This is a genomic window from Streptomyces sp. PL-25 (genome assembly GCF_058344915.1).
Genome location: NZ_CP136997.1, coordinates 2,968,491 through 2,988,555, shown reverse-complemented (window position 1 = coordinate 2,988,555; position 20,065 = coordinate 2,968,491). Strand labels below are relative to the sequence as shown.

The 20,065-nt window shown below is 70.2% G+C and carries 24 protein-coding genes; 21 read left to right on the top strand and 3 right to left on the bottom strand.

Going from position 1 to position 20,065, the window contains the following annotated elements; all coding sequences use genetic code 11:
* The 17 genes from rplF (at nucleotide 1) to R4Z62_RS13130 (ending at nucleotide 12,121) form a co-directional block, all read left to right on the top strand.
* A complete protein-coding gene (gene rplF, locus R4Z62_RS13210; protein WP_064534646.1) occupies nucleotides 1–540 on the top strand; it encodes a 50S ribosomal protein L6 in 540 nt (179 codons plus the stop codon).
* Nucleotides 541–543: 3 nt separating this feature from the next.
* Nucleotides 544–927: a 50S ribosomal protein L18 gene (gene rplR, locus R4Z62_RS13205; RefSeq protein ID WP_018564816.1), complete on the top strand. Its 384-nt coding sequence runs from the start codon at nucleotides 544–546 to the stop codon at nucleotides 925–927.
* A 64-nt stretch (nucleotides 928–991) separates the two neighbouring features.
* Nucleotides 992–1,597, top strand: coding sequence for a 30S ribosomal protein S5 (gene rpsE / locus R4Z62_RS13200; protein WP_007494753.1), 606 nt, complete (start codon nucleotides 992–994; stop codon nucleotides 1,595–1,597).
* 2 nt (nucleotides 1,598–1,599) lie between these two features.
* Entirely contained in the window at nucleotides 1,600–1,782 is a 183-nt protein-coding gene (rpmD, locus tag R4Z62_RS13195; RefSeq protein WP_009190145.1) for a 50S ribosomal protein L30, read from the top strand.
* 2 nt (nucleotides 1,783–1,784) lie between these two features.
* A complete protein-coding gene (gene rplO / locus R4Z62_RS13190; RefSeq protein ID WP_064534647.1) occupies nucleotides 1,785–2,240 on the top strand; it encodes a 50S ribosomal protein L15 in 456 nt (151 codons plus the stop codon).
* Nucleotides 2,241–2,482: 242 nt separating this feature from the next.
* Complete coding sequence (gene secY / locus R4Z62_RS13185) at nucleotides 2,483–3,796, top strand: preprotein translocase subunit SecY (RefSeq protein WP_064534649.1); 1,314 nt, start codon at nucleotides 2,483–2,485, stop codon at nucleotides 3,794–3,796.
* The gene (locus R4Z62_RS13180) at nucleotides 3,796–4,458 is read left to right on the top strand and encodes an adenylate kinase (protein ID WP_491519896.1); all 663 of its coding nucleotides are present in this window, start codon (nucleotides 3,796–3,798) and stop codon (nucleotides 4,456–4,458) included. Before secY ends, R4Z62_RS13180 begins: the two co-directional genes overlap by 1 nt.
* 120 nt (nucleotides 4,459–4,578) lie before the next feature.
* Entirely contained in the window at nucleotides 4,579–5,415 is an 837-nt protein-coding gene (gene map, locus R4Z62_RS13175) for a type I methionyl aminopeptidase (RefSeq protein ID WP_491519895.1), read from the top strand.
* A 236-nt stretch (nucleotides 5,416–5,651) separates the two neighbouring features.
* The gene (infA, locus tag R4Z62_RS13170) at nucleotides 5,652–5,873 is read left to right on the top strand and encodes a translation initiation factor IF-1 (RefSeq protein ID WP_004927214.1); all 222 of its coding nucleotides are present in this window, start codon (nucleotides 5,652–5,654) and stop codon (nucleotides 5,871–5,873) included.
* A gap of 70 nt (nucleotides 5,874–5,943) precedes the next feature.
* Nucleotides 5,944–6,057 carry a 50S ribosomal protein L36 gene (gene rpmJ, locus R4Z62_RS13165; protein ID WP_003998809.1) on the top strand — a complete coding sequence of 38 codons (114 nt, stop codon included), beginning with the start codon at nucleotides 5,944–5,946 and terminating at the stop codon, nucleotides 6,055–6,057.
* Between the two features lie 202 nt (nucleotides 6,058–6,259).
* Nucleotides 6,260–6,640 (top strand): 30S ribosomal protein S13, encoded by a 381-nt coding sequence (gene rpsM / locus R4Z62_RS13160; RefSeq protein WP_018564821.1) that lies wholly within the window; start codon nucleotides 6,260–6,262, stop codon nucleotides 6,638–6,640.
* Between the two features lie 66 nt (nucleotides 6,641–6,706).
* Nucleotides 6,707–7,111: a 30S ribosomal protein S11 gene (rpsK, locus tag R4Z62_RS13155; protein WP_003956432.1), complete on the top strand. Its 405-nt coding sequence runs from the start codon at nucleotides 6,707–6,709 to the stop codon at nucleotides 7,109–7,111.
* 140 nt (nucleotides 7,112–7,251) lie between these two features.
* On the top strand, nucleotides 7,252–8,274 hold the full coding sequence (locus R4Z62_RS13150; RefSeq protein ID WP_003966937.1) for a DNA-directed RNA polymerase subunit alpha: 1,023 nt from the start codon (nucleotides 7,252–7,254) through the stop codon (nucleotides 8,272–8,274).
* Nucleotides 8,275–8,445: 171 nt separating this feature from the next.
* The gene (gene rplQ / locus R4Z62_RS13145) at nucleotides 8,446–8,931 is read left to right on the top strand and encodes a 50S ribosomal protein L17 (protein WP_018564822.1); all 486 of its coding nucleotides are present in this window, start codon (nucleotides 8,446–8,448) and stop codon (nucleotides 8,929–8,931) included.
* Nucleotides 8,932–9,050: 119 nt separating this feature from the next.
* Entirely contained in the window at nucleotides 9,051–9,905 is an 855-nt protein-coding gene (gene truA / locus R4Z62_RS13140) for a tRNA pseudouridine(38-40) synthase TruA (protein WP_385497289.1), read from the top strand.
* A 90-nt stretch (nucleotides 9,906–9,995) separates the two neighbouring features.
* Nucleotides 9,996–11,324, top strand: coding sequence for a UDP-glucose dehydrogenase family protein (locus R4Z62_RS13135; protein WP_491519894.1), 1,329 nt, complete (start codon nucleotides 9,996–9,998; stop codon nucleotides 11,322–11,324).
* A gap of 17 nt (nucleotides 11,325–11,341) precedes the next feature.
* On the top strand, nucleotides 11,342–12,121 hold the full coding sequence (locus R4Z62_RS13130) for a polyprenol monophosphomannose synthase (RefSeq protein WP_491519893.1): 780 nt from the start codon (nucleotides 11,342–11,344) through the stop codon (nucleotides 12,119–12,121).
* A gap of 21 nt (nucleotides 12,122–12,142) precedes the next feature.
* Here R4Z62_RS13130 and R4Z62_RS13125 read toward each other — a convergent pair whose 3' ends face one another.
* Nucleotides 12,143–13,021: a hypothetical protein gene (locus tag R4Z62_RS13125; RefSeq protein WP_064534661.1), complete on the bottom strand. Its 879-nt coding sequence runs from the start codon at nucleotides 13,019–13,021 to the stop codon at nucleotides 12,143–12,145.
* 317 nt (nucleotides 13,022–13,338) lie between these two features.
* Here R4Z62_RS13125 and rplM point away from each other — a divergent pair, with 317 nt between their 5' ends.
* The 3 genes from rplM (at nucleotide 13,339) to glmM (ending at nucleotide 15,971) form a co-directional block, all read left to right on the top strand.
* Complete coding sequence (gene rplM / locus R4Z62_RS13120; RefSeq protein ID WP_018564826.1) at nucleotides 13,339–13,782, top strand: 50S ribosomal protein L13; 444 nt, start codon at nucleotides 13,339–13,341, stop codon at nucleotides 13,780–13,782.
* 42 nt (nucleotides 13,783–13,824) lie between these two features.
* Nucleotides 13,825–14,337, top strand: coding sequence for a 30S ribosomal protein S9 (gene rpsI, locus R4Z62_RS13115; protein WP_018564827.1), 513 nt, complete (start codon nucleotides 13,825–13,827; stop codon nucleotides 14,335–14,337).
* 275 nt (nucleotides 14,338–14,612) lie between these two features.
* Nucleotides 14,613–15,971, top strand: a complete 1,359-nt coding sequence (gene glmM / locus R4Z62_RS13110; RefSeq protein WP_064534662.1) for a phosphoglucosamine mutase — start codon at nucleotides 14,613–14,615, stop codon at nucleotides 15,969–15,971.
* 94 nt (nucleotides 15,972–16,065) lie between these two features.
* Here the strand turns inward: glmM and R4Z62_RS13105 are convergent, their stop codons facing one another.
* Both R4Z62_RS13105 and coaA read right to left on the bottom strand, forming a co-directional pair.
* On the bottom strand, nucleotides 16,066–17,016 hold the full coding sequence (locus R4Z62_RS13105) for a DUF389 domain-containing protein (protein ID WP_491519892.1): 951 nt from the start codon (nucleotides 17,014–17,016) through the stop codon (nucleotides 16,066–16,068).
* Between the two features lie 28 nt (nucleotides 17,017–17,044).
* Nucleotides 17,045–18,013: a type I pantothenate kinase gene (gene coaA / locus R4Z62_RS13100; protein ID WP_491521867.1), complete on the bottom strand. Its 969-nt coding sequence runs from the start codon at nucleotides 18,011–18,013 to the stop codon at nucleotides 17,045–17,047.
* 170 nt (nucleotides 18,014–18,183) lie between these two features.
* On the opposite strand from coaA, the gene glmS reads away from it, so the two are divergent.
* Nucleotides 18,184–20,031 (top strand): glutamine--fructose-6-phosphate transaminase (isomerizing), encoded by a 1,848-nt coding sequence (gene glmS / locus R4Z62_RS13095; protein WP_064534667.1) that lies wholly within the window; start codon nucleotides 18,184–18,186, stop codon nucleotides 20,029–20,031.
* The last annotated feature ends 34 nt before the right edge of the window (nucleotides 20,032–20,065 follow it).

Here is a 20,065-nt window from a genome sequence, read left to right as displayed (position 1 = left end):
ATGTCGCGTATTGGCAAGCTCCCCATCACGGTTCCCGCCGGCGTGGACGTCACCATCGACGGCCGTACGGTCAAGGTCAAGGGCCCCAAGGGCGAACTGACCCACACCGTCGCGGCGCCGATCGACATCGCCAAGGGTGAGGACGGCGTTCTGAACGTCACCCGCCCCAACGACGAGCGTCAGAACAAGGCCCTGCACGGCCTGTCCCGCACGCTGGTGGCGAACATGATCACCGGCGTGACCCAGGGTTACGTGAAGAAGCTCGAGATCAGCGGTGTCGGTTACCGCGTGACGGCCAAGGGTTCGAACCTGGAGTTCGCGCTCGGCTACAGCCACCCGATCACCGTCGAGGCACCCGAGGGCATCACCTTCAAGGTCGAGGCCCCCACCCGCTTCTCGGTCGAGGGTATCGACAAGCAGAAGGTCGGCGAGGTTGCGGCGAACATCCGCAAGCTGCGCAAGCCCGACCCGTACAAGGCCAAGGGTGTCAAGTACGAGGGCGAAGTCATCCGCCGCAAGGTCGGAAAGGCGGGTAAGTAAGCCATGGCATACGGGCAGAAGATCCTCAAGGGCGACGCCTACAAGCGCGCCGCGATCAAGCGCCGTCACATCCGGATCCGCAAGCGGATCTCCGGTACGGCGGAGCGCCCCCGTCTGGTCGTGACCCGCTCCAACCGCCACATCGTGGCGCAGGTGATCGACGACCTCAAGGGCCACACCGTGGCATCGGCGTCCACGCTGGACACGTCGATCCGCGGCGGCGAGGGCGACAAGTCCGCGCAGGCCAAGCAGGTCGGCGCCCTGGTCGCCGAGCGTGCCAAGGCCGCCGGTGTCGAGGCTGTCGTGTTCGACCGTGGTGGCAACCAGTACGCAGGTCGGATCGCGGCTCTGGCTGACGCCGCCCGCGAAGCCGGACTGAAGTTCTGAGTCGCCCGTCGCGGCAGCGACTGATGTTGCTGCGAGCTAGCGGAAACAGAGAGAGGTAATTCCAATGGCTGGACCCCAGCGCCGCGGTGGCGGTGCCGGTGGCGGCGAGCGGCGGGACCGGAAGGGCCGTGACGGCGGCGCAGCTGCCGCCGAGAAGACCGCGTACGTCGAGCGCGTCGTCGCGATCAACCGTGTCGCCAAGGTTGTGAAGGGTGGTCGTCGCTTCAGCTTCACCGCGCTGGTCGTGGTGGGCGACGGTGACGGCACCGTGGGTGTCGGATACGGCAAGGCCAAGGAGGTGCCGGCCGCCATCGCCAAGGGTGTTGAGGAGGCCAAGAAGCACTTCTTCAAGGTCCCCCGCATCCAGGGCACCATCCCGCACCCGATCCAGGGTGAGAAGGCTGCCGGCGTCGTGCTGCTCAAGCCCGCGTCGCCCGGTACCGGTGTTATCGCCGGTGGTCCGGTGCGCGCCGTGCTCGAGTGCGCCGGTATCCACGACATCCTGTCGAAGTCCCTGGGCTCCGACAACGCGATCAACATCGTGCACGCCACCGTGGCGGCCCTCAAGGGCCTGCAGCGTCCCGAGGAGGTCGCGGCCCGCCGCGGTCTGCCGCTCGAGGACGTCGCCCCCGCGGCTCTCCTTCGTGCGCGTGCCGGGGCGGGTGCGTAATCATGGCGCAGCTCAAGATCACGCAGACGAAGTCCTACATCGGCAGCAAGCAGAACCACCGCGACACCCTGCGTTCCCTGGGCCTCAAGCGCCTGGGTGACGTGGTCGTCAAGGAGGATCGTCCCGAGTTCCGCGGCATGGTGCACACCGTCCGCCACCTCGTGACGGTCGAGGAGGTCGACTGATCATGGCGGAGCAGAACCCGCTCAAGATCCACAACCTCCGTCCCGCCCCGGGCGCCAAGACCGCCAAGACCCGTGTGGGTCGTGGTGAGGCGTCGAAGGGTAAGACGGCCGGTCGTGGTACCAAGGGCACGAAGGCCCGCTACCAGGTTCCGGAGCGCTTCGAGGGTGGCCAGATGCCCCTCCACATGCGTCTTCCGAAGCTGAAGGGCTTCAAGAACCCGTTCAAGACCGAGTACCAGGTCGTGAACCTCGACAAGCTGGCCGCGCTGTACCCCGAGGGTGGCGAGGTCACCGTCGAGGGCCTGGTGGCCAAGGGTGCCGTTCGCAAGAACAGCCTCGTCAAGGTCCTCGGCCAGGGCGAGGTCTCCGTGGCGCTCCAGGTGACGGTCGACGCCGTCTCCGGGTCCGCCAAGGAGAAGATCACCGCCGCCGGCGGTAGCGTCACCGAGCTCGTCTGAATCCCTCGGACGTCTTGATGACCTGAACGTCCCGACCGGGGATACCCACAAATGGGGTATCCCCGGTTGGTCGTTCCTAGGGGGGCGGTATCGCCGGTAAGGTGGCCTGCACTGTCCACTTCCACCGGACGCCGCACCTCGGGCACCCGGAGCGGCAGTCGTCCGTTGTCCATTCGTCGTTCTCTGTTGGAACCTCAAAACCGTCACCCTGACGCACGTGCGCGGGGGTCGCAGGAGGCACCGTGCTCACCGGCTTCGTCCGGGCGTTCAGGACGCCCGACCTGCGCAAGAAGCTGCTCTTCACGCTCGGCATCGTCGTGGTGTACCGGGTCGGTACCCACGTCCCGATCCCGGGTGTCAACTACAAGGCCGTGCAGCAGTGCGTGACCGAAGCCTCGGGCAACCAGGGGCTGTTCGGTCTGGTCAACATGTTCAGCGGCGGCGCGCTGCTCCAGATCACGATCTTCGCCCTCGGGATCCTGCCGTACATCACGGCGAGCATCATCCTGCAGCTGCTGACCGTGGTGATCCCGCGTCTGGAGGCCCTCAAGAAGGAGGGCCAGTCCGGCACCGCGAAGATCACCCAGTACACCCGCTACCTGACGGTGGCGCTCGCCATCCTCCAGGGCACCGGCCTGGTGGCCACCGCCCGCAGCGGCGCCCTGTTCTCCGGGTGCACGGTGGCGTCGAGCATCGTCCCGGACCAGGCGATCTTCAACACCATCGTCATGGTGATCTGCATGACCGCCGGCACCGTCACGGTCATGTGGCTCGGTGAGCTGATCACCGACCGCGGCATCGGCAACGGCATGTCGATCCTGATGTTCATCTCGATCGCCGCCACCTTCCCGTCGGCCCTGTGGTCGATCAAGAAGTCGGGCAAGCTGGCCGGCGGCTGGATCGAGTTCGGCACCGTGCTCCTGGTCGGCCTGGTCATGGTCGGTCTGGTCGTCTTCGTGGAGCAGGCCCAGCGCCGCATCCCGGTGCAGTACGCGAAGCGCATGATCGGCCGCCGGTCCTACGGCGGTACGTCGACGTACATCCCGCTCAAGGTGAACCAGGCGGGTGTGATCCCCGTCATCTTCGCCTCGTCGCTGCTCTACATCCCGGCGCTCGTCGCGCAGTTCTCCGGCGGCAACTCCGGGTGGAAGACCTGGGTCCAGCAGAACCTGACCAAGGGCGACCACCCGATCTACATCACCGCGTACTTCTTGCTCATCGTGTTCTTCGCGTTCTTCTACGTGGCGATCTCCTTCAACCCCGAAGAAGTCGCCGACAACATGAAGAAGTATGGTGGCTTCATCCCGGGCATCCGGGCTGGCCGACCGACCGCTGAGTACCTTTCGTACGTGCTCAACCGGATCACCTGGCCGGGTTCGCTGTACTTGGGTCTGATCGCTCTCGTGCCAACAGTGGCGTTGGTCGGCTTCGGGGCAAGCCAGAACTTCCCGTTCGGCGGTACCAGCATCCTGATCATCGTGGGTGTGGGTCTGGAGACGGTGAAGCAGATCGAGAGCCAGCTCCAGCAGCGCAATTACGAAGGGTTCCTCCGCTGATGCGAATCGTCCTCGTCGGGCCGCCGGGCGCAGGCAAGGGTACGCAGGCCACGCGCCTTGCAGAGAAGCTGTCGATCCCGCACATCTCCACGGGTGACCTGTTCCGCGCCAACATCAGCAGGCAGACGGAGCTGGGCAAGCTCGCGAAGTCCTACATGGACGCCGGCAACCTGGTCCCGGACGAGGTCACCATCGCGATGGCCAAGGACCGCATGGAGCAGCCGGACGCCGAGGGCGGGTTCCTGCTCGACGGGTTCCCGCGCAATGTGTCGCAGGCCGAGGCGCTGGACGAGACGCTCGGCAGCGAGGGCATCCGGCTGGACGCGGTGCTCGACCTGGAGGCTCCCGAGGACGAGGTCGTGAAGCGGATCGCCGGCCGGCGCATCTGCCGCAACGACTCCAGCCACGTCTTCCACGTGTCGTACAGCAAGCCCGAGCAGGAAGGCGTCTGCGACGTCTGCGGCGGCGAGCTGTACCAGCGGGACGACGACCACGAGGACACCGTCCGCAAGCGGCTCGAGGTCTACCACACGCAGACCGAGCCGATCATCGACTACTACCGGAAGCAGGGCCTGGTCGTGACGATCTCGTCGCTGGGTCCGGTGGACGAGATCACGCGGCGCGCCCTGGAGGCGCTCAAGCGCGAGGACGCCACGCAGTAGTCATCACGACGGTCGCAGCCGCGGTCCCTTCGCCGGGGACCGCGGCTGCGCTGTGGGCGCCCCGAGGCGCCCTTATGGTTGAAGCAGTCGGCCCCCGGTTCCGAGAAAGGCCCCGTCCCCATGGTGCAGATCAAGACCCCCGAGCAGATCGCCACGATGCGTGCGGCGGGGCTGGTCGTCGCCGCGATCCACGCGGCCACCCGGGAGGCGGCCGTGCCGGGCGCGAGCACCAAGGACCTGGACCAGGTGGCCCGCAAGGTGCTGGCCGAGCACGACGCCAAGCCGAACTTCCTCGGCTACGGCGGCTTCCCCGCCACGATCTGCACCTCGGTCAACGAGGTGGTCGTGCACGGCATCCCCGCCGAGGACGTCGTCCTCAAGGACGGCGACATCATCTCCATCGACTGCGGCGCGATCGTCGACGGCTGGCACGGTGACGCGGCGTACACCGCCTTCGTCGGTTCCGGGCACGCCCCGGAACTGGTCGAGCTGTCGCGGGTGACCGAGGAGTCGATGTGGGCGGGCATCGCGGCCATGAAGCAGGGCAACCGGCTCGTGGACATCTCCCGTGCCGTCGAGACGTACATCCGCCGCCAGCCCAAGCCCGGCGGCGGCAAGTACGGGATCATCGAGGACTACGGCGGCCACGGCATCGGCACCGAGATGCACATGGACCCGCATCTGCTGAACTACGTCGACCGCCGCCGCGGCAAGGGCCCCAAGCTGGTCCCCGGCTTCTGCCTGGCCATCGAGCCCATGGTCTCCCTCGGCACCCCGAGGACCCGCGTCCTGGACGACGAGTGGACGGTCATCACCACGGACGGCACCTGGTCCTCGCACTGGGAGCACTCGGTGGCCCTGACCGAACAGGGCCCGCTGGTCCTGACCTCCCCCGACGGCGGCCGCGCGAAGCTGGCCGAGCTGGGCGTGACGGCGGCGCCGGACCCGCTGGGCTGATTCCCGCCCGGCGCGGGCGCCGGCTCAGCCGCCCTGACCCGCGGCCCACGCTCGGACGAGTTGTCCGAGGGGGCCCGGCGTAACGATCTCCCGGGTGGGGCAGACTTTCCCGATTCGTGTTTCCGGGTGCGCTGACGTAGACTGACTCGTCGGCTCTCGTGCATCCGTATGTCCGCATGCGCCCGCAAGGGAAAGCAGAGAGAGTCGATCAAGGTAGTCGATTCGAAGGGCGAAGCGTGGCCAAGAAGCAAGGTGCCATCGAGATCGAGGGCACTGTCGTCGAGTCTCTGCCGAACGCCATGTTCAGGGTCGAGCTCCAGAACGGCCACCAGGTCCTGGCACACATCAGCGGCAAGATGCGTATGCACTACATCCGCATCCTCCCTGACGACCGGGTCGTGGTGGAGCTTTCTCCGTACGACCTGACGCGTGGCCGGATCGTCTACCGGTACAAGTAGATCTTGCCCACGTCCCGTGGCCGCCAGGCCATGGGTCCGCCGGCAACTGACCCGGAGAACCTCACATCCCATGAAGGTCAAGCCGAGCGTCAAGAAGATCTGCGACAAGTGCAGGGTGATCCGCCGTCACGGTCGGGTCATGGTCATCTGCGAGAACCCGCGCCACAAGCAGCGCCAGGGCTGACGCACGACCGACCGCTCCCTCTGCACCGCAATCGCAGAGATTCGCGCGACGCGAGCTGAATATGTTCATACGCAGGACCCGAGCGGCGTGCGCGCACGCTCGACACCCCCGGTTCGGAGGCCGGGGACCCAGTTCGTACCTGGTACGGCGGCTGGGCACCGGTCCTGTGGAAGACCTCCGAAGATCAAACTGGAGCCATTGAATGGCACGCGTTTCCGGTGTTGACATCCCGCGCGAAAAGCGCGTGGAGGTCGCCCTGACCTATGTGTTCGGCATCGGCCGGACCCTGTCCCAGCAGACGCTGGACGCCACCGGCATCGACCCGAACACCCGCGTTCGCGACCTCTCCGAGGAGCAGCTCGTCGCGATCCGCGAGTACGTCGACAACAACATCAAGACCGAGGGTGACCTCCGTCGCGAGATCCAGGCCGACATCCGCCGCAAGGTCGAGATCGGCTGCTACCAGGGTCTGCGGCACCGCCGCGGTCTGCCCGTCCGCGGTCAGCGCACCAGCACGAACGCCCGTACCCGCAAGGGCCCGCGTCGCGCCATCGCCGGCAAGAAGAAGCCGGGCAAGAAGTAGTCCGCAGCGGACTCGCCGTCCAGCGGTCTTCGCTGTAGGACCGACCACCTCCCGTAGGAGAACGACATGCCCCCCAAGGGACGTCAGGGCGCTGCCAAGAAGGTGCGCCGCAAGGAAAAGAAGAACGTCGCTCACGGCCACGCGCACATCAAGAGCACGTTCAACAACACCATCGTTTCGATCACCGACCCCAGCGGCAACGTGATCTCCTGGGCCTCCGCCGGCCACGTCGGCTTCAAGGGCTCCCGCAAGTCCACGCCGTTCGCCGCGCAGATGGCCGCCGAGTCGGCTGCCCGCCGCGCCCAGGAGCACGGCATGCGCAAGGTCGACGTGTTCGTCAAGGGTCCGGGTTCCGGTCGTGAGACCGCCATCCGCTCGCTCCAGGCGACCGGTCTCGAGGTCGGCTCCATCCAGGACGTCACCCCGACCCCGCACAACGGCTGCCGCCCGCCGAAGCGCCGTCGCGTCTGACGCCGTCTCGCAGTGCTTGCCGGGCGGTGCGGCTCCTTCGGGCCGTGCCGCCCGTACCCTTGCAGTATGCGCACCCCTTCGGGTGCGGTCCGTCGGGCGTCAAATAGCGGGCGCCCACGAAAGAAGGATCTGATCCACAGATGCTGATCGCTCAGCGACCTTCGTTGACCGAAGAGGTCGTCGACGAGTTCCGCTCCCGGTTCGTCATCGAGCCGCTGGAGCCGGGCTTCGGCTACACCCTCGGCAACTCCCTGCGCCGTACCCTCCTCTCCTCGATCCCGGGTGCGGCGGTCACGTCCATCCGCATCGACGGCGTGCTGCACGAGTTCACCACCGTGCCGGGCGTCAAGGAGGACGTCACCGACCTGATCCTCAACATCAAGCAGCTGGTCGTCTCCTCGGAGCACGACGAGCCGGTCGTGATGTACCTGCGCAAGCAGGGCCCGGGTCTGGTCACCGCCGCCGACATCGCGCCCCCGGCCGGTGTCGAGGTGCACAACCCCGACCTCGTCCTCGCCACGCTCAACGGCAAGGGCAAGCTGGAGATGGAGCTGACCGTCGAGCGCGGTCGCGGCTATGTCTCCGCCGTGCAGAACAAGCAGGTGGGCCAGGAGATCGGCCGTATCCCGGTCGACTCCATCTACTCGCCGGTTCTCAAGGTCACGTACAAGGTCGAGGCCACCCGTGTCGAGCAGCGCACCGACTTCGACAAGCTGATCGTCGACGTCGAGACCAAGCAGGCGATGCGTCCGCGCGACGCCATGGCCTCCGCGGGCAAGACCCTGGTGGAGCTGTTCGGTCTCGCCCGCGAGCTGAACATCGACGCCGAGGGCATCGACATGGGTCCGTCCCCGACGGACGCCGCGCTCGCCGCCGATCTGGCGCTGCCGATCGAGGAGCTGGAGCTCACCGTTCGGTCGTACAACTGCCTCAAGCGCGAGGGCATCCACTCCGTGGGTGAGCTCGTCGCCCGCTCCGAGGCCGACCTGCTCGACATCCGCAACTTCGGTGCGAAGTCGATCGACGAGGTCAAGGCGAAGCTGGCCGGCATGGGCCTGGCCCTCAAGGACAGCCCGCCCGGATTCGACCCGACCGCCGCCGCGGACGCCTTCGGCGCCGACGACGACGCGGACGCCGGGTTCGTCGAGACCGAGCAGTACTGACAGCTCGGGACCGACGGTCCGACACCGGGTGCGGGTGCGCTGTGCCTGATCGCGCAGTTCCCCGCGCCCCTTCCGGGGCTGAAGAGCCCCGGATCTCCGACAGGCGACCGCCTGCTCGGATACTGACTCCGGTACCTGGTACGGCCGGGGCAGACACCTAGGAGAAACATCATGCCGAGGCCCACCAAGGGTGCCCGTCTGGGCGGCAGCGCCGCGCACGAGAAGCTCCTCCTCGCGAACCTCGCGAAGGCGCTGTTCGAGCACGGCCGCATCACCACCACCGAGGCGAAGGCGCGCCGCCTGCGCCCGTACGCCGAGCGTCTGGTCACCAAGGCGAAGAAGGGCGACCTTCACAACCGCCGTCAGGTGCTCCAGGTCATCACGGACAAGAGCGTCGTCCACACGCTCTTCACCGAGATCGGCCCGCGGTACGAGAACCGTCCCGGTGGCTACACCCGCATCACCAAGATCGGTAACCGCCGTGGCGACAACGCGCCCATGGCCGTCATCGAGCTGGTCGAGGCGCTGACGGTGCAGCAGAACGCCGTGGGCGAGGCCGAGGCCGCCACCAAGCGCGCGGTCAAGGAGGCCGAGGAGGCCAAGGTCGAGCAGACCGAGGCCACCGAGGCTCCGGCCGAGGAGTCCAAGGACGCCTGAGGCTGACGCCTGAAGCGGGCCCGTCCCTTTCCGGGGGCGGGCCCGCTTCCGTGTGCTCCGTGTGCTCCGGACCGCTTCCGTGTTTTTCGGACAGTCGGGTGTCCTGAGAGGATTCCGCCGTGAGTGACGAAGCAGAGCCCGGTCATGTCCGCGTCCGCCTCGACCTGTCCTACGACGGCGGCGGCTTCCACGGCTGGGCCAAGCAGGCCGGCGGGAAGCGCACCGTGCAGGGCGAGATCGAGGACGCGCTGCGTACGGTCACGCGCTCGCAGCGGACGTACGAGCTGACCGTCGCCGGGCGGACCGACGCCGGGGTGCACGCGCGCGGCCAGGTGGCCCATGTGGACCTGCCGGAGGAGGTCTGGCGCGAGCACCACGAGAAGCTGCTCAAGCGGCTCGCCGGGCGGCTGCCCAGGGACGTGCGCGTCTGGGCGCTGCGGCCCGCCCCGAGCGGCTTCAACGCCCGTTTCTCCGCCGTCTGGCGCCGCTACGCCTACCGGGTCACCGACAACCCGGGCGGGGTCGACCCGCTGCTGCGCGGCCACGTCCTGTGGCACGACTGGCCGCTGGACGTCGACGCCATGAACGAGGCCGCCCGCGCCCTGCTCGGCGAGCACGACTTCGCCGCGTACTGCAAGAAGCGCGAGGGCGCGACCACCATCCGCACCCTCCAGCAGCTCAGCCTGGAGCGCGGGGCGGACGGGATCGTCACGGCCACGGTCCGCGCGGACGCGTTCTGCCACAACATGGTGCGCTCGCTGATCGGCGCGCTGCTCTTCGTCGGCGACGGCCACCGCCCGCCCGACTGGCCCGGAAAGGTGCTGGCCGCGGGCGTACGGGACTCCGCCGTGCATGTCGTACGGCCGCACGGGCTGACGCTGGAGGAGGTCGGCTACCCGGCCGACGAGCTGCTGGCCGCGCGCAGCCGGGAGGCGCGCAACAAGCGGTCGCTGCCCACCGCCGGCTGCTGCTGAGCGGGTAGGGAGGGGGCGCGGCGGGGAACTCGCCCGAGCGGCCCGCCCGCCGCGCGGTGGCGGCGGCCGTACGGCGAGGAGGGCGGACGCATGCGGCTCACCGTCATCGGCACCGGCCGCCTGGGTGCCACGCACGCCGCCTGCATGGCGGAGCTGGGGCACGAGGTGGCCGGCGTCGACGTCGACCGGGGCAAGGTCGCCGCGCTGGGCGCCGGGCGGGCGCCGTTCCACGAGCCGGGGCTCGCGCCGCTGGTCGCCCGGCACACGGCGAGCGGGCGGCTGCGGTTCACCACCTCCTTCGAGGAGGCGGGCGCCTTCGGCCAGGTGCACTTCGTGTGTGTGGGCACCCCGCAGCGCCAGGGCGGCGACGCGGCCGACCTGACCTGCGTGGAGCGCGCCTTCGCCGCCATCGCGGGGCACACGCGCAAGGGCGCGCTGCTGGTGGGCAGGTCGACGGTGCCGGTGGGCACGGCGGACCGGCTGGCCGCGGCGCACGGCGTGGAGATCGCCTGGAACCCGGAGTTCCTGCGGGAGGGCTTCGCCGTCCGGGACACGCTGCGGCCCGACCGGCTGGTGTTCGGGGTGCGCACGGCGCGTGCCGAGCGGCTGCTGCGGACCGTGTACGCGCCGCTGCTGGGCGCCGGGACGCCGCTGGTCGTCACCGGGTTCGCCACCGCCGAGCTGGTGAAGACGGCCGCGAACTCCTTCCTGGCCACCAGGATCTCCTTCATCAACGCGATGGCCGAGGTGTGCGAGGCCACCGGCGGTGACGTACGGCGGCTGGCCGAGGCGCTGGGGCTCGACGGGCGGATCGGGCCGGCGTTCCTGCGGGCCGGGGCGGGTTTCGGCGGAGGCTGCCTGCCCGAGGACATCCGGGCCTTCGCGCACCGGGCCGCCGAGCTGGGCGTGGACCTGGGGCTGCTGCGCCAGGTCGACGCGATCAACATGCGGCGCCGGGACCGGGTGATCGCGATGGCCCGGGAGCTGTGCGGGGGCACGGTCCTCGGGGCGCGGGTGGCCGTCCTGGGCGCGGCCTTCAAGCCGGACTCCGACGACGTCCGCGACTCGCCCGCGCTGAACGTGGCCGCGCGGCTCGGTCTCGACGGTGCCGATGTGACGGTCTACGACCCCGTGGCCATGGACAACGCGCGCGAGGCGTTCCCGCTGCTCGGCTACGCGCTGTCGGCCGAGGAGGCGCTGCGCGGCGCTGAGCTGGTGCTGCATCTGACCGAGTGGCCGCAGTTCCGCGAGGTCGATCCGGTCCGGGCGGCGGCGCTGGTGTACCGTCCGCGGATCGTGGACGGCAGGGGCGTGCTGGACGCGGACCGCTGGACGGCGGCGGGCTGGCGGTTCTGGGCGCTGGGCGGCTCCGGGCCGGTGGGGGCGGCCGGGGAGAGCGGGGAGGGCGGGCAGCGATGAGGGAGCCGGAGGAGCCGATGGGGCGATCTCAAGACGGCGGCGACGGCGGCGGCGAGGACGCGCGGGTCACGGTGGTGATGCCGACGTACAACGAGGCGGGGAGCCTGCCGCGCACGGCGGCGGCGGTGCTGGGCCTGCCGCTGGCCGGGCTGCGGCTGCTGGTGGTCGACGACTCCAGTCCGGACGGCACCGGCCGGATCGCCGAGGAGCTGGCGCGGGAGTACGGCACGGCCGGTGCCGGGGGCGGCGCCCGGATGAGCGTCCTGCACCGCACGGAGAAGGACGGTCTCGGCCGGGCGTACGTCGCGGGCATGACGGCCGCGCTGGCGGACGGCGCCGACTGGGTCGTGCAGATGGACGCCGACGGCAGCCATCCCGCCGAGGCGGTGCCGCGCATGCTGCGCGAGGCGCTCGCCACCGGGGCCGGTCTCGTGGTGGGCAGCCGGTACGCGGCGGGCGGCTCGCTGGACGAGGAGTGGGGCGCGCACCGGGTGCTGCTCTCCCGGTTCGCGAACGCCTACGCGCGCGCCGTGCTCGGCACGCGGATCAGGGACATCACGGCGGGCTTCAACCTGTGGTCGGCGGCGGTCCTGCGCGACGTGGATCTCTCGACGCTGGACAGCGCGGGCTACAGCTTCCAGGTCGAGCTGAAGTACCGGGCGGTGCGGGCGGGGCACCGGGCCGCCGAGGTGCCGATCCGGTTCGGGCAGCGCGCCGAGGGTGTGTCGAAGATGACGCTGCGCACCCAGCTGGAGTCGGCGGTGGTGCCGCTGCGGCTGCGGCTGCGGCGCCGGTAGGGGCCGGTCCCGCCCGCGCGGCTACCGGGTGGCGGCCGCGGACGCCTGGGCCTCGCCGCGCCGGCGGATCTGCCGGAACGCGTACTCGGCGAGGTCGTCGCCGCTGCGGAAGACCTTGGTGTCCTTGGTCGTGACGTCCTTGTCGCCGGGGAAGCCGGCGAGGGTGAAGTAGGCGTAGCGGCCGTAGGAGTTGGTGGTGGAGCGGCAGACCGCGCCGGAGCAGAAGTCCTTGACGCCGCTGCCGGTGAGCGGCTTGACGATGCTCTTCTTGTCGGTCTGGCTCTTGGCCTTGGCCGCCTGTGCCTCGCTGTCGAAGACGGCGACACCGACGGTGACGTCGATGCCGTCGCGGGTGTAGGTGGCACGGATCACACGGGTGCAGCCGTTGCCGGTGAGGGCCTTGGCCAGGCTGCCCTGGACGGCGGAGGCGCAGTCCTTGGTGTCGGCGGTGGGACCCTTGGCGTAGGCGGCCTCGTTCATGGTGAGGCGGGCGCCGGGGAAGAGGGTGTCCGGGCCGAGGGGGGCCGTGTCCTTGCGCGCGCTGGATATGAAGTCCTTCGGATCCAGCGGGGGCGGGGCGGTGGTCGGCTCGAAGGAGGGCGCGCCGGCCGAGCCGCTCGGCAGGGTGGCGGTGGCGGGCAGCTGGGAGGCGGGGCCGCCGGAGGCGTCGTCGTCGCTGTTCGCGGACACCACGGCGACGGCGACGGCCGCGCCCACGGCGACCGTGGCCAGCGCTCCGCCCCCGATGAACAGCAGCCTGCGCCGCTTGGTCCGGGACTCGGACGCCTCGGCGAGTGCCGCCCAGTCCGGGGTCTGGTCGTCGCCGCTGGACGGCTGCTGAGAATGCGGTGTCCACGGGTCCCACTGGGACTGCGGACCGCCCCCCTGCCCATAGCTCATGGGGCGCATCTTAACGGCGCCCGCCGCGGGCGCCGCCCGCCGTGGCGGGAGCCCGCCGCCCGTACACTGGGACGCGGAACACGCGGGAACGACCCGGGCAACCCCGTTTTGACCCCCGGAGTGCCGCACGGGTATCCTGCATGTTCGTTGTGTATTGGCTTGGCTCTTCTCACGGACCCGGCCCTTACACCGGTCCACCGGGCCGATGACCAGCGACCAGCACGCGGTTTGCGTCACCGCTGTGCGGTCAGGGCTGTCGTGATCGTCTTCGGTGACCTTGTCAGGACCATTCACTGAAGAAGCGAAGGCTACGAACCGTGCGTACGTACAGCCCCAAGCCCGGCGACATCACGCGCCAGTGGCACGTCATCGACGCCCAGGACGTCGTCCTGGGTCGTCTGGCGACCACCGCCGCCACCCTCCTGCGCGGCAAGCACAAGCCGATCTACGCGCCGCACGTCGACGCTGGTGACTTCGTCATCATCATCAACGCCGACAAGGTGCACCTGTCCGGCAACAAGCGGCAGCAGAAGCTGGCGTACCGCCACTCCGGCTACCCGGGTGGTCTGCGCTCCGTCCGCTACGACGACCTGCTCGCGAACAACCCCGAGAAGGCCGTCGAGAAGGCCGTCAAGGGCATGCTCCCCAAGAACACCCTGGGCCGTCAGATGCTCTCGAAGCTGAAGGTCTACAGGGGTGACCAGCACCCGCACGGCGCCCAGCAGCCGGTGCCGTTCGAGATCACCCAGGTCGCGCAGTAAGTCCGGCCACCCCCTAAGACCGAAGAGAATCTGAGGAGAATCGTGGCCGAGACCACTGCCGAGCAGCCGCTCGAAGAGCTTGACATCGACAGCTACACCACCGAGTCCGAGGTGCCCGTCGAGGGCGAGTACACCTCGGAGTCGATGGCCTCCCGTTTCGGTGAGCCGCAGCCGGCCGCCGGCCTGGGCCGCCGCAAGAACGCCATCGCCCGTGTCCGGATCGTCCCGGGCACCGGCAAGTGGAAGATCAACGGTCGCACCCTCGAGGACTACTTCCCGAACAAGGTGCACCAGCAGGAAGTCAACGAGCCCTTCAAGGTGCTGGAGCTCGAGGGCCGTTACGACGTCGTCGCCCGCATCTCCGGCGGCGGTGTCTCCGGTCAGGCCGGTGCCCTCCGCCTCGGCGTCGCCCGCGCCCTGAACGAGGCCGACGTCGACAACAACCGCGGCCCGCTCAAGAAGGCCGGCTTCCTCAAGCGCGACGACCGTGCGGTCGAGCGCAAGAAGGCCGGTCTGAAGAAGGCCCGCAAGGCTCCGCAGTACAGCAAGCGCTAAACAGCGGCTGCCTGCGGACAGGCCTACTCCGAACGCCCCGGCGGCACGCCATTGTGCCGCCGGGGCGTTCGTTTATCACCGGCCGTGGGCGTATAACGGCACAAGGTGCTCAGGTGCACGTGTGCTCAGCGGACGGTCCGATCGGATGCCCGGTTCCGGCGGGGTCCGGCTCCGGGATCCGCGGGCGCACCGGGACCATCGAACCCAGTGAACGGTGAACGCGCGTCGGACACCACGGCACGGCTTCACGAACTGACGCTTTCTCAGGAGGACAAGTGGGACGACTCTTCGGCACGGACGGCGTGCGTGGCGTCGCCAACGCGGACCTGACCGCCGAGATGGCGCTCGGCCTGTCCGTCGCCGCGGCGCACGTGCTGGCCGAGGCGGGCACCTTCGAGGGGCACCGCCCGAAGGCCGTGGTCGGCCGGGACCCGCGCGCCTCCGGGGAGTTCCTGGAGGCCGCCGTGGTCGCGGGCCTGGCCAGCGCCGGTGTGGACGTGCTGCGGGTCGGCGTGCTGCCGACGCCCGCCGTCGCGTACCTGACCGGCTCGCTCGGCGCCGACCTCGGCGTGATGCTCTCGGCCAGCCACAACGCCATGCCGGACAACGGCATCAAGTTCTTCGCCCGCGGCGGCCACAAGCTCGCCGACGAGCTGGAGGACCGGATCGAGAAGATCTACCAGGAGCACCGCACCGGCGCCCCCTGGGACCGGCCGACCGGCGCCGGCGTCGGCCGGGTGCGCGACTACGACGAGGGCTTCGACAAGTACGTCGCCCATCTCGTCGGGGTCCTGCCCAACCGGCTCGACGGCCTGCGGATCGTGCTGGACGAGGCGCACGGCGCCGCCGCCCGGGTCTCGCCCGAGGCGTTCGCGCGGGCCGGTGCCGAGGTCGTCACCATCGGTGCCGAACCGGACGGCCTCAACATCAACGACGGCTGCGGCTCCACCCACCTGGACCAGCTCAAGGCCGCCGTCGTCGCGCACGGCGCCCACCTGGGCATCGCGCACGACGGCGACGCCGACCGCTGCCTGGCCGTGGACCACACCGGTGAGGAGATCGACGGCGACCAGATCCTGGCCGTGCTCGCGCTGGCGATGCGGGAGCGTTCCGCGCTGCGCTCCGACACCGTCGTCGCGACCGTCATGTCCAACCTGGGCTTCAAGCTGGCCATGGAGCGCGAGGGCATCCGCCTCCTGCAGACCGGTGTCGGCGACCGGTACGTCCTGGAGGAGATGAAGTCCGGCGGGTTCGCCCTCGGCGGCGAGCAGTCCGGCCACGTCATCATCCTCGACCACGCCACCACCGGCGACGGCACGCTGACCGGCCTGATGCTGGCGGCCCGGGTCGCGGACACCGGCCGTACGCTGCGGGAGCTGGCCGGGGTGATGGAGCGCCTGCCGCAGGTCCTGGTCAATGTGCCGGACGTGGACAAGTCCCGGGTGCGGACCTCCGCCGACCTGGCCACCGCGGTCGCCGAGGCCGAGCACGAGCTGGGCCAGACCGGCCGGGTGCTGCTGCGCCCCTCCGGCACCGAGCCGCTGGTGCGCGTCATGGTCGAGGCCGCCGACATCGAGCAGGCCCGCTCGGTGGCGGGGCGGCTGGCGGACGCGGTGAAGTCGGCGCTGGGCTGAAGAGCGTGAGCACGCGGTGGTGGCGCGGGGCGGGTGCTCCGCGCCACCACCGCGTGCTCGTGCGCCGTGCGCCGCCGGCGGTGCGTCAGGCGTCCTACGGCCGCCCGGCGGGCCTGCGCATACGGGCGCGCTGGGTGGACCACAGCCACTTCTGGAGGAGCAGGGTGAGGGTCCCGGCGAGCACGATGCCGAAGAGGTTCAGCAGCAGTTGCTTGCTGGAGCCCCAGGTCTGGGCGGTGTCGCCGTAGGCGAAGGCGACGGCCGCGTTGGCGGCGGCCGGGACGGTGGTCACCGAGATCGCCACGCCGACCAGGGCGCCGGACTTGGCCGAGGTCAGCGAGAGCGTGCCGGCGGCCCCGGCGAGGACCGCCACCACGAAGGAGAACGCGTCGGGCGCGTACACGAAGTTGGTGTTGGGCCGGGGCGCCTCCAGCTTGGCCCGGCTGAACAGGCCGAGCACGTCCATGAAGAGGCTGAAGCCCACGGTCACGGCCATCGCCAGCGCGAACCCGGCCAGCAGCGCGACCAGCGAGCGCAGCGCGAGCCGCGGCGCCCGCCGCACCAGGGCCGTGCTGACCCCGGCCAGCGGGCCGAACTCCGGGCCCACGGCCATCGCGCCGACGATCAGGACGGCGTTGTCGAGCACCACACCGCAGGCCGCGATCATGGTGGCCAGGGTGATGAACGCCAGATAGGTGATCGACAGCGTCGACTCCTCGTGGGTGGCGTCGGTCAGCTCCTCCCACAGCACCGCGTCGGCGGCCTCGCCCGGTGCCTCCTCCTCGGCCCGCTCCGCCCGGTCGGACAGCGTCAGGTCGATGCTCTCCACGGCGATGGAACCGCTGCGGTCGATGCCCAGCTCCCGCAGCCCGCCGAGGAGTTCGTCGGCGGCCTCCCGGGCGACGTCGCACATCACGACGTCCCCGGCGGGGCTGCGGGCGGCGCCCGGCAGCACCACCAGGTGAGCGGTGCCGACCGTCCTCTCGATCAGCTCCGCCACCTCGTCGGTGCGGTCGGCGGGGGTGATCAGTCGCAGATGCAGCATGCGGGGCAGCGTAGACGCCGCCGGTGTCTCACAGCTTGCGCAGCCGCAGCCGCTGCACCTTGTGGTCGGGGCCCTTGCGCACGACGAGCGTGGCCCGGCCTCGGGTGGGCGCGATGTTCTCCACCAGGTTCGGCCGGTTGATGGTCCGCCACATGGTGCGGGCGTAGTCGAGGGCCTCGTCCTCGGACACCTGGGTGCACTTGCGGAAGTACGAGGAGGGGTCCTGGAAGGCGGTGTCGCGCAGCTTGCGGAACCGGTTCAGGTACCAGCGCTCGATGTCCTCGGTGCGCGCGTCGACGTACACGCTGAAGTCGAAGTAGTCGGCGAGCCCGACCCGGGTGCGGCCGTCCTGCCCCGGCAGCGCGGGCTGGAGGACGTTCAGGCCCTCCACGATCAGGATGTCCGGGCGGCGGACGGTCAGCTTCTCGCCGGGCACGATGTCGTAGATCAGGTGCGAGTAGACGGGCGCGGTCACCTCCGCCTTGCCCGCCTTCACATCGGCGACGAACCGGGTGAGCGCCCGGCGGTCGTACGACTCCGGGAACCCCTTGTGGGACATCAGGCCGCGCGCCTGGAGCTCCCGCGTCGGCAGCAGGAACCCGTCCGTGGTCACCCGCTCCACCCGCGGGTGCTCGGGCCAGCGCGACAGCAGCGCCTGGAGCAGCCGGGCCACGGTCGACTTGCCGACCGCGACCGAGCCCGCCACCCCTATGACGAACGGCGTCCCGGACTGCGAGCCCTGCTCGCCGAGGAACGTGTTCAGCGCGCCGCGCAGTCCGTCGGTCGCGCCGACGTAGAGGTTGAGCAGCCGGGACAGCGGCAGGTACACGTCCCGCACCTCGTCCAGGTCGATGACGTCCCCGAGCCCGCGCACCCGCTCCACCTCCTCGGCGGTGAGCGGCAGCGGCGTCTTGTCACGCAGCGCGCTCCACTCGTCACGAGTGAGGTCGACATAGGGAGTCGCCTCCGGCCTTGACCGGTGGGCGCTCCGCGGCATCGAGGGCACCGGAGAGATCACAGTCCATTGTTAACGGAGTCCGGACGCGGCGGGGGGTGGGGTCGGTCACGTGGCGGCGGCCGCGCGAGGTTCGTACCCCCGTGGGAATTTCCGAATTCGGGCAGGCGGCGGCCGGTTTCGAAGGGTGACGGGTCGTAAGGTGCGGAGGCATGTGTGGAATCGTGGGATATGTGGGTGTGCAGTCGGCGCTCGACGTGGTGATGGCGGGGCTGCGGCGGCTGGAGTACCGGGGGTACGACTCGGCGGGGGTGGCGGTGCTCGCGGACGGCGGGCTCGCGGCGGCCAAACGGGCCGGGAAGCTGGTCAATCTGGAGAAGGAGCTGGTGGAACGGCCGCTGCCGACCGGGTCCACCGGCATCGGGCACACCCGGTGGGCGACCCACGGCGGGCCCACCGACGCCAACGCGCACCCGCACCTCGACAACGCCGGGCGCGTCGCGGTCGTGCACAACGGGATCATCGAGAACTTCGCGCTGCTGCGCGCCGAACTCGCCGAGCGCGGGCACGGCCTGGCCTCCGAGACGGACACCGAGGTCGTCGCGCATCTGCTCGCCGAGGCGTTCTCCTCGTGCGCCGATCTCGCCGAGGCCATGCGGCAGGTGTGCCGGCGCCTCGAAGGGGCGTTCACGCTGGTGGCCGTGCACGCCGACGCGCCCGGCGTGGTCGTCGGCGCCCGCCGCAACTCGCCGCTGGTCGTCGGGGTCGGGGAGGGCGAGGCGTTCCTCGCCTCCGATGTCGCCGCGTTCATCGCGCACACCCGCTCCGCGATCGAACTCGGCCAGGACCAGGTCGTCGAACTGCGCCGGGACGGCGTCACCGTCACCGGCTTCGACGGACGGCCCGCCGAGGTCCGCTCCTACAACGTCGACTGGGACGCCGCCGCCGCCGAGAAGGGCGGCTACGACTACTTCATGCTCAAGGAGATCGCCGAGCAGCCCAAGGCGGTCGCCGACACCCTGCTCGGCCGGATCGACGCGGCCGGCTCGCTGACCCTGGACGAGGTGCGCATCGACGCCGCCGAGCTGCGCGAGACGGACAAGGTCGTCATCGTCGCCTGCGGTACGGCCTTCCACGCGGGCCTGATCGCCAAGTACGCCATCGAGCACTGGACCCGCGTCCCCTGCGAGGTCGAGCTGGCCAGCGAGTTCCGCTACCGGGACCCCATTCTCGACGCCCGGACGCTGGTCGTGGCCATCTCCCAGTCCGGGGAGACCATGGACACCCTGATGGCGCTGCGGCACGCCCGCGAGCAGGGCGCCCGGGTGCTCGCCATCTGCAACACCAACGGCTCCACCATCCCGCGCGAGTCGGACGCGGTGCTCTACACCCACGCCGGGCCCGAGGTCGCCGTCGCCTCCACCAAGGCGTTCCTGACCCAGCTGGTCGCCTGCTACCTGGTCGCCCTCTATCTCGGCCAGGTGCGCGGCACCCAGTGGGGCGACGAGATCCGCGCCGTCATCCGCGACCTCTCGCGCATCGGCGGCGCCGTCGAACGCGTCCTGGAGACCATGGAGCCGGTGCGGGAACTCGCCCGCTCGCTGGCGGAGAAGAACACCGTGCTCTTCCTCGGGCGGCACGTCGGGTACCCGGTCGCCCTGGAGGGCGCGCTCAAGCTCAAGGAGCTCGCGTACATGCACGCCGAGGGCTTCGCGGCCGGCGAGCTGAAGCACGGGCCGATCGCCCTCATCGACGAGGACCTGCCGGTCGTCGTGGTCGTCCCCTCGCCGCGCGGCCGGTCCCTGCTGCACGGCAAGATCGTCTCCAACATCCAGGAGATCCGCGCCCGGGGCGCCCGGACCATCGTGATCGCCGAGGAGGGCGACGAGGCGGTCGTCCCCTACGCCGACCACCTCATCCGCGTCCCGGCCACACCCACCCTGCTCCAGCCGCTGGTCGCCACGGTGCCCCTCCAGGTCTTCGCCTGCGAACTGGCCACCGCCCGGGGCAACGAGGTGGACCAGCCCCGCAACCTGGCGAAGTCGGTGACCGTGGAGTAGCGGGAGCGGTGCGGGGACGCGACCGGGAAGGCGG